This window comes from Oceanobacillus timonensis, from assembly GCF_900166635.1.
GTDB classification, from domain to species: domain Bacteria; phylum Bacillota; class Bacilli; order Bacillales; family Amphibacillaceae; genus Oceanobacillus; species Oceanobacillus timonensis.
Map to the genome: position 1 here is coordinate 3,621,079 of NZ_LT800497.1, position 15,113 is coordinate 3,636,191.

At 39.0% G+C, this 15,113-nt stretch carries 13 protein-coding genes; 7 read left to right on the top strand and 6 right to left on the bottom strand.

Translation table 11 applies throughout. The features are described from left to right. Positions 1-3: 3 nt before the first annotated feature. From B7E05_RS17760 to B7E05_RS17770, 3 genes are read right to left on the bottom strand one after another with little or no spacing between them, the layout of a single operon-like run. Complete coding sequence (locus B7E05_RS17760; RefSeq protein WP_080875455.1) at positions 4-834, bottom strand: hypothetical protein; 831 nt, start codon at positions 832-834, stop codon at positions 4-6. Further along, complete coding sequence (locus tag B7E05_RS17765; RefSeq protein ID WP_080875456.1) at positions 831-1,520, bottom strand: ATP-binding cassette domain-containing protein; 690 nt, start codon at positions 1,518-1,520, stop codon at positions 831-833. Before B7E05_RS17765 ends, B7E05_RS17760 begins: the two co-directional genes overlap by 4 nt. Next, the gene (locus B7E05_RS17770) at positions 1,513-1,899 is read right to left on the bottom strand and encodes a GntR family transcriptional regulator (RefSeq protein ID WP_080875457.1); all 387 of its coding nucleotides are present in this window, start codon (positions 1,897-1,899) and stop codon (positions 1,513-1,515) included. The genes B7E05_RS17765 and B7E05_RS17770 overlap by 8 nt, the downstream gene beginning before the upstream one ends. A 209-nt stretch (positions 1,900-2,108) precedes the next feature. Between B7E05_RS17770 and B7E05_RS17775 the strand changes: the two genes are divergently transcribed. Next, on the top strand, positions 2,109-2,873 hold the full coding sequence (locus B7E05_RS17775; RefSeq protein ID WP_080875458.1) for an exodeoxyribonuclease III: 765 nt from the start codon (positions 2,109-2,111) through the stop codon (positions 2,871-2,873). Positions 2,874-3,114: 241 nt separating this feature from the next. On the opposite strand, the gene B7E05_RS17780 is transcribed toward B7E05_RS17775, so the two are convergent. Beyond that, positions 3,115-4,056 (bottom strand): MBL fold metallo-hydrolase, encoded by a 942-nt coding sequence (locus tag B7E05_RS17780; protein ID WP_080876353.1) that lies wholly within the window; start codon positions 4,054-4,056, stop codon positions 3,115-3,117. 381 nt (positions 4,057-4,437) lie between these two features. Here B7E05_RS17780 and B7E05_RS17785 point away from each other — a divergent pair, with 381 nt between their 5' ends. After that, positions 4,438-4,896 (top strand): YueI family protein, encoded by a 459-nt coding sequence (locus B7E05_RS17785; protein WP_080875459.1) that lies wholly within the window; start codon positions 4,438-4,440, stop codon positions 4,894-4,896. Positions 4,897-4,970: 74 nt separating this feature from the next. Here the strand turns inward: B7E05_RS17785 and B7E05_RS17790 are convergent, their stop codons facing one another. Beyond that, positions 4,971-6,062: a YkvI family membrane protein gene (locus B7E05_RS17790; RefSeq protein ID WP_080876354.1), complete on the bottom strand. Its 1,092-nt coding sequence runs from the start codon at positions 6,060-6,062 to the stop codon at positions 4,971-4,973. A 365-nt stretch (positions 6,063-6,427) separates the two neighbouring features. On the opposite strand from B7E05_RS17790, the gene B7E05_RS17795 reads away from it, so the two are divergent. The 5 genes from B7E05_RS17795 to B7E05_RS17815 all read left to right on the top strand — a co-directional run bounded on the left by B7E05_RS17795 (position 6,428) and on the right by B7E05_RS17815 (position 13,055). Continuing rightward, the gene (locus tag B7E05_RS17795) at positions 6,428-7,678 is read left to right on the top strand and encodes a PucR family transcriptional regulator (protein ID WP_245833148.1); all 1,251 of its coding nucleotides are present in this window, start codon (positions 6,428-6,430) and stop codon (positions 7,676-7,678) included. A gap of 140 nt (positions 7,679-7,818) precedes the next feature. Continuing rightward, on the top strand, positions 7,819-8,934 hold the full coding sequence (gene ald, locus B7E05_RS17800) for an alanine dehydrogenase (RefSeq protein ID WP_080875460.1): 1,116 nt from the start codon (positions 7,819-7,821) through the stop codon (positions 8,932-8,934). 137 nt (positions 8,935-9,071) lie between these two features. Next, positions 9,072-9,602 carry a type 1 glutamine amidotransferase domain-containing protein gene (locus B7E05_RS17805; RefSeq protein WP_080875461.1) on the top strand — a complete coding sequence of 177 codons (531 nt, stop codon included), beginning with the start codon at positions 9,072-9,074 and terminating at the stop codon, positions 9,600-9,602. A gap of 16 nt (positions 9,603-9,618) precedes the next feature. Beyond that, complete coding sequence (locus tag B7E05_RS17810; RefSeq protein WP_080875462.1) at positions 9,619-10,767, top strand: conserved virulence factor C family protein; 1,149 nt, start codon at positions 9,619-9,621, stop codon at positions 10,765-10,767. 314 nt (positions 10,768-11,081) lie between these two features. Beyond that, positions 11,082-13,055, top strand: coding sequence for an acetoacetate--CoA ligase (locus B7E05_RS17815; protein ID WP_080875463.1), 1,974 nt, complete (start codon positions 11,082-11,084; stop codon positions 13,053-13,055). Positions 13,056-13,237: 182 nt separating this feature from the next. Here the strand turns inward: B7E05_RS17815 and B7E05_RS17820 are convergent, their stop codons facing one another. Beyond that, positions 13,238-14,848 carry an IS1182 family transposase gene (locus B7E05_RS17820; protein ID WP_080875464.1) on the bottom strand — a complete coding sequence of 537 codons (1,611 nt, stop codon included), beginning with the start codon at positions 14,846-14,848 and terminating at the stop codon, positions 13,238-13,240. Positions 14,849-15,113: the final 265 nt, after the last annotated feature.

Here is a 15,113-nt window from a genome sequence, read left to right on the forward strand (position 1 = left end):
CTATCACACCCTTATCTTTCTATTTAACAAATGATTACTGAAGAAAATAGATATTACGGAAAAAACAACAGCTGCTGCAAATTGCATCCATACCAGCTCATTTTCGTAAAAATATCCCTTCATGGCGGATTGCAAAATATACGGAGAGAAGACAATAACCAATCCTGCTATTCCGTAAAAAGCGGCTATAAACACACCCTTAAAACGATAGCTGCGCTCAATGAGAATCATCGTAAACAGGACAATGACAAAGGCTGTTCCAAAACCGTAATGAACGATAAAATCACCAAAATGTTCCGGAAGCAAAATTTTAAAATAATCAAAACTCCTTAATATACCCTGAATGGTTAGATCCAATCGATAATCAACCGGGATAATCCATTTTAATATAGTTTGTAAAACCGGCAGAATAACTATTTGAAAAGCAACCAATCCAAATACAAAAAGAAGAATAGCTGCAGCTTTGGAAAAGAATAACTGTATACGCTTCACCGGCAGCATCAATAAGCGATAAATAAATGTGTTCTTTCCAAGCCAGTCCCTGTACCAGATAAATAAAATGTAAATAAATATGGTTACTGCTGCAATGATAATAGGTAAGGTAAACATAGAACTTGTCAGAATATCCCCTATAGAAATATAACCATAATCTTGTAGATACTGTTCTTTGGACATTCCATGTTTGATCACATTATCAGTAATTTCAGATTTCATGATAGAACTATAAATAACAACACCGGCAGCCTGTATCAACAATACAACTGCAAGCAAACTTAGATAGATTGGTAAGAACCGCCGGAATTCAAAATGTACCAGTTTTCCAAAAAGCTTCATCCCTGATATACCTCCCTCATCACGTCAATAACAGATTTCCCTTCTTCCTCTCTTATTTGTTCTGTCATAAATTCTTTTTTTACCACACCGTCCGTTAATAACACTGCTTTATCAATTAAATGCTCAATATCCCCAATTTCATGTGTTGTGATAATAACGCCGCGATCTTCTACCAGGTGACTGGAAAACACATCGGTAATCTGTTCCCTGCTAAAGATATCAATGCCGGAGAAAGGCTCATCCATTAAGATATAATCTGCATCCATCGCCAATCCCATCAATAAATTGACTTTTGCTGTATTTCCTTTAGATAATTGGGAAATACGTTCCTCTTCTTTCAACTTAAAAAAGTCTAAAATTTCTTTTGCCCGTTCCTCATTCCAGTTTTGATAAAAATCTTTCATAAATTGAAAAGCATCCCTTATCCGCATTTTAGGCAAAAGCGTCATTGTATCGGGAATATAAGTTATTTTTTCCATTATTTTTGGAGACAATTTTTCACCATCAATGGTTATCTCTCCTTTTTGATAAGGAGTTAATCCCATAATCGATTGCAGAATGGATGTTTTTCCCGCCCCATTGATTCCAATTAAGCAAGTAATCTGACCCTTATCTGCCTCAAAAGTAATCCCATTTAAAACGGTTTTTCTTCCATATCGTTTTTCTACATCTATCAATTTAATCATTCTCTTCCTCCTCACCAACATCACCCAGTTTTGACTGTATCAGCTCAAAAACTTGATCCTTTGGAATTTGCAAAGAAGTGACACGGCCTACAAACTGATTAACTGCCTCTGTGATTAAACTTTCACGAATAGCTTTAATACGATTCATTTCTGTTGTAATCATACTCCGTTTATTTCCATCCGTATAAATCAAGCCTTCTTCCTCCATTTCTTTATAAGCTCGCTGCACGGTATTCGGGTTTATTTTTAATCGCTGTGCTAATTCTCTGCGCGAAGGAATTTCTTGACCGGACTGCATTTCACCAATGGCAATTTGTTCTTTAAAATACCTGATCACCTGAATATACACGGCCTCACGCTTATCAAACTGGATAGCCATCCAATTTCTCACCTCATTCTACTTAGCATAAGTGTTTACTGTATTAATACATTGATACATATTATAAGTGTATTATATGTATAATACACTAAAAACACAACCATTTTTTTAATGATACATTAATGATTCCATACAAAAGAAATCCTTTCTCCAGCCAAATATGATAAAATAACTAACTGTACGATATTTACAGGAAGGAAGAATTTCAGATGAAATTAGCTACATGGAACGTTAATGGAATCAGAGCCTGTGTTCGAAAAGGGTTCTTGGATTTCTTTCATGAAATAGATGCAGATTTTTTCGCTATACAGGAAACCAAGCTGCAGGCAGGACAAATTGAATTGGATTTAGAAGGATATTATCAATATTGGAATTATGCGGAACGAAAAGGATATTCTGGAACAGCCATTTTCACAAAACATAAACCACTTCATGTTTCTTATGGCTTTCAAGATGGGGAAATAGAACCAGAGGGAAGAATCATTACATTGGAGTATCCGGCATTTTATCTCGTCAATGTCTATACACCCAATTCCAAGCGGGATTTAACTCGTTTAGAAGAGCGTCTGGAGTGGGAAGATAGAATGTTTCAATACTTACAAGAGCTTGATGCGAAAAAGCCGGTTATTTACTGTGGGGATTTAAACGTCGCTCATCAGGAAATTGACTTGCGAAATGACAAAACAAATCATGGCAACTCCGGATTTACCCGGGAAGAACGCGAAAAAATGACGCGGATACTGAGCAATGGCTTTATAGACACATTACGCTTTTTCTATCCGGATCGAGACGATATTTTTACATGGTGGTCCTACATGAAAACTATCCGTGAAAGAAATATCGGTTGGCGTATTGATTATATTATCGTTTCCAGCACCTTGGAAAAATACTTGGAAAGCATGGAAGTCCATGGAGATAGATTAGGCAGCGACCATTGTCCCGTAAGCCTGGAGATAGACTTGAGTGGACAATAAATAATGGTTTTTAATCAAAAAATGAAAAAAAGCTTACATCGAACGCCTCAAATAATTGTGGCATTAAAAACAGCCCGATGATTAAACCTAATAAAAACACAGCAATAATACGTATCTTTTTTCGCATGTACTCCATACCTCTCTTTCATGTAGTAAGATGAAAAGGGAGTGCTGCTGCACTCCTTTTCTCTTACCAACAGCATTATCCTCGGCCTTGTTAGAAAGGGCTTACCATTCCCTGTCATTTCTTTTGTAAATAATCCACCATACCAAGTGCATCTAACTGTAAATCTACGTTAATCATTTGATACACTTCATGCGCATCGTCAATTCCCTGCTCACGGAGTTCTGACTGAACATGTTTCAATAAACGCTTTGCTATCTCATCATACTCTTGCCCTTCTGCAAAGGCAGCTTCTCCTTCTTTCACAAAGAGATCTAACCATGATTCGACCTGGTTCAGGGCTTCTTCTACTAAATCCGTTTCCCCAAAGTGTCCAAAATAAATATAATCCAATTGTTTATCTCGAAATCTCTGTATGGACGCTTTCATGGCCTCTGGATCAAAATGGTTCGGAGAAGTTGTCGGTAAAAAGAAGTCCACCCCATGCGGAGATAACTGCTCATATTGAATGCCGGCTGTGTCTCCGGTAAACATACCGTTACTTAACGGATCATAGATTGCCAGATGATGTTTGGCATGCCCCGGCGTATCCCAAAATTCCAAGATCCGTTCATCGGAAATTTGCAATGTATCGCCTTCTGTTTTCTCTACGATTCTATCTTCATCCACTGGTATAATTGGATCATATAATTCCGAAAAACGTTCTCCGTAAATTGCCCGTGCGCCAGCTGCCAATTTTTTAGGTTCAATAAGATGCCTCTTCCCTCTTGGGTGAACGTATAACGTAGCATTCGGGCAAATTTCTAATAAACGTCCTGCTCCACCGGCGTGATCTAAATGGACATGTGTCACGATAATATGTTGCACATCTGCTAATGTATATCCCATCTTTTCCAGCCCATTTTTGATATAAGGTATAGAAGGACTCGGTCCTGTTTCCACAATGGTAAGTTCTTCCGATTCGATAATATAAGCCCCTGTTCTGCCGCTCACACCAAAATCAAAACCGTCAATAAGTGAAATACCATGATGAAGCTTCATCGTTTTTCTAGCATGCAACTGCATAATCATCCCTCATTTCAGCAATATATATAACATAACCTATTCTTATCTTAACATTTTTTCAAATCATTTCTGTAAGATTTTGAATCATTTTTTTTCAATATTTATCGCAGTGTTACTGGCTGTGGTAACGCTTCCCATCGAAGAGCTTTTGTAGAGGCTTCTTCAAAGAAGTCTCCTCTGCTGCTTAAAATTTCTCTTGGCCTTTTAAAGAAAAATAGGAAATAGGGATGGTTTTCTTTGCTTGATATCTCACAATAGGGTACATTAGATGGAGAATAAGCTTTTATCATGAGGTACGTCTGTAAAAACTTCTTCAAAATGAAGTTTCGTTTTATGAAGACGTGAAAAGAGCATGAACATAAAGGATGAAATATGATGGACAAAAAGAATGTAGATGATTACCTGCAAGAGGGAATGTATGGAACACGGCTGCCAAAAGAAAGTGAACGAAAAATATATCTTGGTACGTTACGTGAACGTGTTGCCTTTGTTTTAACCATTGGTGAAGTGATGTCTAATAAAGGACTTGATGAATTAGAGCGTCAGTTAAACCAACATAAAAAGGCAAAACTTCTTTTAAACGGGAATATTTCCTATCGCTTTTTAAAAGAAGAAAAAGCACTTGCCGATCACCTATCGATTCCCCACACAACCGTAAGCAATCAGGAAAATGATACGGAAATCGGCTTGGTACTCACCTATCCCTACGCTGTAGATATAGAGCATATTTATCTTGACGATATAGTACAAGCAACAGTAAAACAGAAAGAGGAAAAAGATCCTGAAGATAATTCAAAAGGAATTGTCGCTAAACTGAAAAATCTGTTTCACTAAGCTGCTGGCGTAAAAGAAACCCAGGCATCCAATATTTTGATGGACGCCCGGGTTTCTTTACATGATTTGATGAATTACTTATCATCAAAACGAATATGTTTCATTCTAAATGGCGTGATAATCAGAACAACAATCAATACCAGCCCCATGTAGCCAATCAATGAATAGAATTTAGAAACTAAATCCGTAAAGCCGACAAAACTTAGTATAAAGCCAGCGACCAGTGCAGCCGCTAAAATAATATTAAATTTCTTTGTTCCTTGTTCGGCAAATCTGGTAACGAAAGCAAAAAACATACTGATTGCTGTATTGAAAATCATCCCGAACAGGACAATCGCCATAATCGTACCTAATATTGGTGAAATATTGTTTACTATACCCAGCATTGGCATTTCGAAATGACCTACCTCTTCAATTTTGGCAAAAATAGCGTAATAACTGAGAATAATAATTGCACCCAGTCCTAATCCGCCAGCTAGTCCGCCGATTAAAGCTGTTTTTCTATCCTTTTCTGCACTTCCCATCACAAGAGCCATTGCCGCCCCAACCGATGTATTAAACGTTGCGTAGTTCAGGCCAGCTACAAACCAGTTCGGAAAAAAAGGTCCATGGCTTCTTGCTGTACTATCCAGTGATGAAAAAGAACCGTCCATCGTGATAAAGCTGTAAACAGAAATGATAACAACAAAGATAAGCAAGAAAGGCGTAATACTGCTAATCACTCCAACCACTTTATTTACTTTCAACATACCTGTTAAGAGAACCAATATGGTCATTAAAACAGCACCTGTTACACCAGGCAGACCAAACTGTTGCTCCAGGTTCGCTCCCGCGCCAGCAAGCATCACGACCCCTACGCCAAATAGCGTAAAGACCAGTACGGCATCGATGATAACCCCAATAAGATTAAAACGGAAAATCTTTTCAATGATTTTAAAATCACTTATCTTATAAATCACTTTATTATAGGATGTTGTTTGCGCTCTGCTCCCCAGCCAGACCAGCATCATCCCTACATATGCGAAAAGAACAGTTGAAACCAGTGCAGCTAAAATCCCCCATGCTCCAAAGCTGGTAAAATACTGTAGTACTTCCTGACCGGAAGCAAATCCCGCACCAACAATCACCCCGATGAATGCGCTTGCAATAACGAAGATTCTCATCAATTTTCTCATGCTTTCCTCCCCTTATTCCCTTTGCTTTTAAAAGTATTAGATGCAATCTTTTTATGTATATACTAAAATAAATATAGCGTATTTATTTTGTTGGCTCTTCATCCAAATCTATAGGTGACCAATACGTTCTAGTTTGATAATAGCGACCGCTCATCTCGTTCACTTATTTATGGAATCATAGCCATCTTAGATTTTGGTATAGATACTTTATTTTAGTATATAAAAATAGAACCTATGGGAAATAATAATTTTTTTAACAAAAAAAAGCAAGTATACCAATTATTTATTTTTTTCAAAATAATACAATCGTTTTTTTTGATACGAATGACTATGCTTCTTCAAAAGGAGTGCATTTTATGGATTCTTCGCAAACGCAAAAGAATAAAATGGCAATACTGCAACAGCCCTTTTCTAATTTAGACGATCTTGCTGATACCATCAGCGAGGTATTAGCATGCCCTGTCACTATTGAAGACGCGAATCATTATGTTCTGGCCTACAGCAAACATACGGAAAATATTGATGAAGCAAGAATAGGCACAATTATGAACCGGAAAGTCCCTGATAAAGTCATCAATGGACTATGGAAAAACGGTGCAATGCCAAAATTAATTGATAGTGATCAGCCTGTTGTTATCCCTGAAATTCATGATATCGGACTCGGGAATCGAATCGCTATTTCTATCTGGAAAAAGAACGAAATATTAGGTTTCATTTGGGCACATACTGGAATCAAAGAATATGCTGCAAATGATTTAGAGATACTAAAGGAAGCGGCACGTCAAGTAAAAAAATATATCTTGCAAAAACTGCCTGATAGAAGGAATACAGAAAAAGCTTACAAAGACTTTTTCTGGCAACTGTTAACAGCAGATTTTGTCAGTAACCATACCGTCCAGTCTTATGAAAAACAATTTAATATCAAACTACGAGATGGTCTGGCGATCGTGATTTTTCATTTTGAAGATAATATAACACCACAAATTGAAAAGCATGCATCCTATCTTTCTGAAACAATGACGCAGGTCAATACGATTTTCCGCTTATTTGACGATCAGGATCTAATTTTATTAATCCGTTTATGGAAAAAGGACGATACATCGGATAAGATATATCAATTTATCGAACATTTCCAGGAAAAGATTAGCACACAGCTGCAGCTGACTTCTCTGCATGGAGCAGCAAGTCAAATTTATGATTCCGCAAAAGATATGACACTGGCTTATGAAGAAGCCCTTCAAAGCCTGTCATTACAAAAACAATTTCCTGCAGAACTGGCTTCTTGTTTTCTATATGAAGATTTAGGAATATTCCAATGGGTGGATATGTTGAAGGAACAACGCCAAAAGCGTCATCATACAAATAAATACATTCATCAGCTGCAGCAATATGATAAACGTCAGCAAAGTCATTTATTATACACGCTGGAAAAATATTTAGAGAATGATTCCAATGTACATCGTACAGCTAAGGATTTATTTATTCACCCGAATACCATGAATTACCGTTTAAAACGTATTCAGGAGATTAGTCATCTTGATTTAAAAAATCCCCATCAAAAAATAGCGGTTTATTTAGAATTATTAGCTGATAAATTGACGCTTTAATTTGCTGAAGTCAAGTAAACAAAAGCATTTGTGCAAATACACAAACGATAGAGACTGAATTCATTTATTTTCATAATGAAATATCACAAAGGAAGCGTTATCATTATAAATATACATGATAAACAAAGGGGCGAATAAACATGATTATTGGGGTTCCTAAAGAAATAAAGAATAATGAAAACCGTGTCGCTATGGCTCCCTCCGGAGTCGTTCATCTAGTGCAATCCGGGCAGACCGTTCTGATTGAAAAAGAAGCAGGTCTGGGAAGCGGCTTTACAGATGAAGAATACAAACAGGCAGGCGCAGAAATAATCACGGAGACGAAGAGCGTTTGGGACCGCTCTGATATGATTATGAAGGTAAAAGAACCGCTCGAATCAGAGTATACCTATTTCCGGGAAGGTTTAGTATTATTCACTTATCTTCATTTAGCTGCTGATGCGAGATTAACAGAAGAACTGGTCGCAAAAGGCGTCACTGCCATCGCTTATGAAACCATTGCTGTGGGGAACTCTCTCCCGCTCTTAACACCAATGAGCGAAGTAGCTGGACGCATGGCAACACAGCTCGGCACACAATATTTAGAGAAATCCAAAGGCGGAAAAGGCATTCTGCTCGGTGGGATTCCTGGTGTCAAACGGGGGAAAATAACGATTATCGGCGGCGGCGTCGTTGGTACAAACGCTGCACACGTAGCAATTGGGCTAGGAGCGGATGTAACCATTATCGATTTGAACCCGCAGCGCCTTCGTGAATTAGAAGAAGTGTTTGGGTCCAATATTCAAACATTAATGTCTAATCCATTAAATATTGAAGAAGCCGTTAAAACCTCTGATGTTGTTATTGGTTCGGTATTAATTCCCGGCAGAAAAGCGCCAAAACTTGTTACAGAAGAAATGGTTCAAGCAATGCAGCCAGGAAGTGTGATTGTGGATGTTGCGATTGACCAGGGAGGAAACTTTGAAACAGTAGATCACCCTACAACGCATGAAGATCCGATTTATGTGAAGCATGATGTCCTTCATTATGCTGTTGCTAATATCCCCGGCGCTGTTCCGCGTACTGCAACAGTCGGGCTGACGAATGTTACCGTTCCATATGCAGTGAATATTGCAAAACAAGGTGTAGAGAAAGCTATTCAAAATAGCGCACCAATTGCCAGTGGTGTGAATGTGATGCATGGACACGTAACAAATGAAGCAGTTGCCAATGATTTAAACTATGACTATGTTGCTGTTGAAAATGTTTTAAAATAATTAAAAGCTCAAAAGCTGTTACGCTGGAAAAAGCGTAGCAGCTTTTTTCATGCCCTCTCGTTTACACTAAAATCTTTCTAATCGTCATTTTTATACCAGTCTGTTAAACTTACCATATACAGAATGGAGGGATTATTTTGCGTTTACAGAATCAAAAAGTTATCGCACTTGTCGATCATGATTTTGAAGATTTGGAGCTGTGGTACCCTGTTCATCGTTTGCGTGAAGAAGGTGCTGTGGTAGATTTAGTAGGCCAAGCTGCCAAACAAAAATATATTGGGAAATATGGTGTTCCTGCTGAATCAGATTATGCTTTTTCTGAAGTAAATCCGGAAGATTATGATGCCATTCTGGTTCCAGGCGGATGGGCTCCGGATAAATTGCGTCGTTTTCCTGAAGTTATCCGTTTTGTCCAGCATATGAATGACTATCATAAGCCTATCGGTCAAATTTGTCATGCCGGCTGGGTATTAATTTCTGCCAATATTTTAGAAGGCAAAACCGTAACCAGTACACCGGGAATTAAAGATGATATGACCAATGCCGGCGCAACATGGGTGAATGAGCCGGTTGTATCTGACGGACACCTCGTTTCCAGCAGAAGACCGCCTGATTTACCTGATTATCTGCGTGAATTAATTAAAGTGATGGAAGCCTATCAACATTAAGGGAGTATTTATATAAATGAAAATTATGTCCATTGAACCAACACCTAGTCCACATTCGATGAAAATCAATGTAAATGAGACGCTACCTCCGGATGAGACGTATAATTACAACATCAAAGATGATTTATCCCAAGCTCCGAAATATGTCCAGGAGCTGTTCGCATTAGGTGGGGTTAAAAATATTTACCGTGTCATCGATTTTATTGCGTTGGGACGAAACCCTAAGACACCCTGGGAAGAACTTCTGCCACAAGTTCGCCGTGTGTTGGGAGCAGATGAGGCTTTTGATCAGACGGAAGAAATATCTCATGCTGGTGAAGCTCCTTCTGACACATTTGGGGAAGTCCATGTTTTTATTCAGATGTTTTTAGGTATCCCTATGCAAGTAAAATTGCAAGAAGGAGAGACAGAAGAACGCTTTGGACTGCCAGAACGTTTTTCCAATGCGGTAATGGAAGCTTCCCCCGCATCTGAAAATGTCCTTATGGACCGAAAATGGGAAGAACAGCACCCGCGCTATGGAAATCTGGATGAAATCGGACATGATGTTGTAGAAGAATTAAAAGCAAGTTATGATCAGCATCGATTGGATACACTTGTAAAAATGGCTTTGCAAACGGACGGAAGTACAGGCAACGTAACGAACTACTATCAACATGTGCCGATAGAAAAACTGGATAATCCGGATTGGCGTGAACGTTATGCTGCACTGGATCGTCTGGATCCAACATTGGAGGACCTTGCCCTTTTGGAAAAGGCCATCCACGATGAAAAAACGTCGATTCGCCGATTAGCAACTGCATATTTAGGCATGCTGGAAGATAAAGCTGCCTTGCCATTATTATATGAAGTATTAGCTGATAAAGCCGTGAATGTCAGAAGAACTGCCGGCGACTGTATCTCCGACTTGGGCTTTACAGAAGCGATTCCAAACATGATAGAAACATTAAAGGACAAAAGCCGGATTGTCCGTTGGCGCGGAGCTATGTATTTATATGAAGTTGGAGATGAATCTGCCATTTCTGCTCTGAAAGCAGCTGCAGACGATGAACCCGAGTTTGAGGTCCGTATGCAAATGAAAATAGCGCTCGAACGTATTGAGGGCGGAGAGCAGGCAAAAGGTTCTGTCTGGCATCAAATGACACAGGCAGCAAAATCAAAATAAAACACTTCATTATAAGCATAAAAGCTGGTTCAGAGAGTACTCGCGTTTGAACCAGCTTTTTCATACATTTACGTAAAACAAAGGGATTTGGAATTACATGACACAAACGAAACATATTCTTTATATATATTCTTTTCCTGCGCAAATCACATGCTTCCTCCCAACTCGTTTAGTAATGATAGGAAGATACGAAAAAACATTTTTATCTTGGAGCGGAATTACGGAATCATATATTTTCCATTTTAATTGCTTTACGTACAGAAAGCGTTTTCTTATAATAGTAATATCGGAGTAATTGAAGGGGGAGTTTACAAATGGACACACAAGAAGGTACGTTGCTATTTGAACCAAGTACAACGCAAGTAGAACATGCAAATATTACTTCTTACCGCACTTGGTTACAAGAATACAAACACATCCAGACAAGTGACTACCATCATTTATGGAAATGGTCTGTGGAGGATATCGATACATTCTGGGAATCTATTTGGGAATATTTTAACATCCAGTCGCACCAGCCTTATCGAACGGTGCGTTCCGGTAATCAAATCATTGGAACAAAATGGTTTCCTGAAGCCACCATTAATTACACAGAACATGTATTTCGAAATAAATCACTGCGCAGTCCAGCTATTATTCATACATCTGAAAATCGAAAGCTGCAGGAGATTTCCTGGGAAAAACTGTATCAGGATACGGCTGCACTTCAAAAAACATTGGTAAAGCAAGGTATTCAAAAAGGAGATAGAGTTGCCTGCTATGCACCAAATATCTATGAAACAATCGTTGCTTTTCTCGCAACAGCCAGTTTAGGAGCCATCTGGTCCAGCGCTTCCCCTGACTTTGGGACACAAAGTGTCATGGATCGCTTCCAGCAAATTGAGCCGAAAGCAATGATTACAGTAGATGGTTATACGTATAACGGGAAAAAGTTTAATAGATTGGAAGTTGTAAAGGAGCTGCAATCCGTGCTTCCTTCCCTACAAACGACTATCACCATCCCTTACTTAGATAACGAGGCAGATTTTAATGACTGTGTTCATCCTATTTCCTGGACAGATGCAACTTCGAGTGATGAAAATTTGGAGTTGACTTATACACCAGTGGCTTTTAATGACCCAATCTGGATACTATACTCTTCCGGCACAACTGGAAAACCGAAACCTATCGTACACAGCCAGGGAGGGATTTTATTAGAACACTTAAAAGCTCTGCATCTGCATATGAACTTAAGCCCGGGCTCACGGTTCTTCTGGTTTACTACAACTGGCTGGATGATGTGGAATTTCCTAGTCGGCGGATTGCTGACAGGAGCTACAATTATCCTCTATGACGGCAGCCCGGTTTATCCCGACAAACGCTCGTTGTGGCGGCTTGCCGAACAGACAAAAATGAATGTTCTTGGCACCAGTGCCAGCTTTATCACATCTTCCATGAATGAAAACCTGTCGCCGAAAAAGGATTTTGATTTATCCCATTTACAAAATATCAGTTCAACCGGCTCTCCACTTTCTCCAGAAGGGTTTGCCTGGTGCTATACCGATGTAAAAGAGGATATTTATGTTTCTTCCGCAAGCGGAGGTACTGACGTATGTACTGCTTTCTTACTGGGATCTCCTACTCTCCCGGTCTATGCAGGAGAAATTCAGTGCCCTGGACTGGGAGCAAAAATAGAAAGCTTTGATGCGGATGGCAATGCGTTAACCAATGAAATCGGTGAGCTTGTCTTAACCGCTCCATTTCCAAGTATGCCGATTTATTTCTGGAATGATGAATCCGGGTTACGGATGTATCATAGTTATTTTGACACCTTTTCCGGCGTATGGTGTCATGGAGATTATATCAAACTAACTGATAGAAATACGGCTGTTATTTATGGAAGATCGGATGCGACGATTAATCGGGGCGGAATCCGCATTGGGACGAGTGAAATTTACCGTGTGACAGATTATGTTACAGCTGTTGAAGATAGTCTGATTATTGATTTACCAAAAGGAAATGGCGATTCGATTACGCCGTTATTTGTTGTTGTCAAAGACGGAGGGGAATTGACAGAGGCAATCAAACAGGATATCAAACAGCAGCTGCGGACCCATTGTTCACCAAGGCATGTGCCGACGCATATTTATGAGGTTAAAGAACTTCCGCAAACCTTAAATGGAAAGAAAGTTGAAATTCCTGTTAAAAAGATTCTGATGGGGCAGAACGCTGCCACTGTGATTAACAAAGGTTCGCTAATTAATCCGGATAGCTTGGATTACTTTATTGAGTTAGCTAAGGAAATCTAAAAAATGCTGGAAGATTAGGTTGAAAAGGAGCTGTCGCAAAATGCATATTATGCATTTGCTGACAGCTCTTTTTTCTATATGAGATTGCTCTTTTTAAGATTCATTATTTTATTTATGGTGATAAAGGGAAAATCAATCGTTTTTTGACGCAGTTAAATAAGCTTCACCTTTTTTAAAATTTTTTAAGCGGTCTTTAATGGATGATAATAAAGATTCAGGCGATTAGCTTGGATTTTTGTATGTGTTTTATTAAGATTATAACCAAATGCCAGAATCAATAGCTCGTTTCGTACATTCCCTGTTCCTCGCGTACGAAACTTTTTCAGTTGATAATCTTCCTTCAACACGCCGAATGTTCCTTCCACTTGAATGGAACGATTCATACGGTACAGTGTGCCTGTTTCTGTTAGAATATTTTCTTGCGCGGTTTCCCGGTAAGCCAGAAATTCCTTGGCTACATGCAGTTGGCGATTCCCTTTGGCTTTCGTACATTTTTCTTTGAACGGGCACCCTGTACAGTCTTCACTTTCGTACACCGTTACTTGAGATTGGTAGCCTGTCTGCGAGGTTCGCGTGTAGTTTCGAATGGCATGTAATTGCTGGTCATTGGCGCAGGTATAGGTATCTGTGCCTTTGTCATAAGTCATGTTTTCCCGATATTTGATATCTTTTTTGAAAGAAGCTTTTTTCTTGCGCTCATGATTTTGCGGCTTGATATAGGCCATCTGTTCTTGCTTCTTTAAATACACATAATTTTCTTCGCTTTCATATCCAGAATCTGCGACGATATGGCGATACGTAAAAGGAAGGTGCTCCTTTAAATATTGAAGCATCGGAATCAATGTTGTCGTGTCGTTTCGATCGGAAAACGCATTGATCCCAACGATAAATTCCGCATCCACGGCAGCCTGGACATTGTAAGCTGGCTTGAGTTGGCCATTCCGCATATGATCGTCTTTCATCCGCATAAACGTGGCATCATGGTCTGTTTTGGAATAGCTGTTTCGTTTCTCTCCCATAATTTCGTTGGAAGCATCATATTGTTCTTTGCGCTGAAGCATTTCCTTTACTTGTTCATGGTAACGTTGAAGGACGTTTTTTCTTTTCCCTTTGCCATATACAAACGTGATGTTCTCTTCTTCCTGTATTTTCTCCAGGAAAACAAGCACTTTTTTCAAATCTTCTAAAAACGTCTCATAGGGGCTTGTGAAGAGCTGACAGTACGTCGTATTGATCTGTTCCAGAAGGGCTTGCCATTTGGCGTACATCTTCGCTTCATGTTTGGTGATTGCCTTTTTCCATACGAAAGAATACCGATTGGCATATGCTTCGATTTTTGTGCCATCGATATAGAGTGTTTCTCCGGTAATGGCTTTTTGTTCGTAGAGCCATACGACTTGTTGAAAGAAGAGCTGTTCCATCACGGTATCGGTCAGATATTTTTGCTTGAATCGACTGATGGTCGCATGGTCAGGAGCTGCATACCCCTGAAGAAGCCAGCGAAAATTGATATCCCGGCGGCAAGCTTTTTCTATCCCTCGGGAAGAATAGATTTTTTGGGAAGCTGCGTAGGTAATGACTTTAAATAGAATGACTGGATCGACTGCCGGTTTTCTCCCTTTTGGAGAGTATGCCTGTAATAGTTCTCTATAATCCATCCTTTCACATAAGAGGCAGTGGAGCCGGACCGAATCATCTAAAGGAATCATTTCTTCCACGTCCATCGGTAAATATAATTGATAGTTAGCGGAAGTTTGCGTATAATTGAATTGTATTATTTGTTTATTAGTCATAAGTTAATAATACACGAGAGCAGACCCTTTGTGGTCTGCTTTTTTGTGTATACAAAAAAAACTGTTGCACGCTCAGTTTCCTGATTGTGCAACAGCCCCTTTTCTTTCTTTTTTTATTTAATATTGAAACAGTGATAACACATATGAATATCAATAAATAATTTAGGATTTCATTAAAATCAGTGAATAAAATGAAAGCTATAAAAAGTCCTATGAGCCCTATGAAAATGATTAATCCTACCTCTTGAATTTTAATTTCAAGCTC

Coding starts and splice junctions, on each gene's coding strand:
- B7E05_RS17760 (WP_080875455.1), bottom strand. CDS start 834: ATGAAGCTTTTTGGAAAACTGGTACATTTTGAATTCCGGCGGTTCTTA.
- B7E05_RS17765 (WP_080875456.1), bottom strand. CDS start 1,520: ATGATTAAATTGATAGATGTAGAAAAACGATATGGAAGAAAAACCGTT.
- B7E05_RS17770 (WP_080875457.1), bottom strand. CDS start 1,899: ATGGCTATCCAGTTTGATAAGCGTGAGGCCGTGTATATTCAGGTGATC.
- B7E05_RS17775 (WP_080875458.1), top strand. CDS start 2,109: ATGAAATTAGCTACATGGAACGTTAATGGAATCAGAGCCTGTGTTCGA.
- B7E05_RS17785 (WP_080875459.1), top strand. CDS start 4,438: ATGGACAAAAAGAATGTAGATGATTACCTGCAAGAGGGAATGTATGGA.
- B7E05_RS17795 (WP_245833148.1), top strand. CDS start 6,428: ATGGATTCTTCGCAAACGCAAAAGAATAAAATGGCAATACTGCAACAG.
- ald (WP_080875460.1), top strand. CDS start 7,819: ATGATTATTGGGGTTCCTAAAGAAATAAAGAATAATGAAAACCGTGTC.
- B7E05_RS17810 (WP_080875462.1), top strand. CDS start 9,619: ATGAAAATTATGTCCATTGAACCAACACCTAGTCCACATTCGATGAAA.
- B7E05_RS17815 (WP_080875463.1), top strand. CDS start 11,082: ATGGACACACAAGAAGGTACGTTGCTATTTGAACCAAGTACAACGCAA.
- B7E05_RS17820 (WP_080875464.1), bottom strand. CDS start 14,848: ATGACTAATAAACAAATAATACAATTCAATTATACGCAAACTTCCGCT.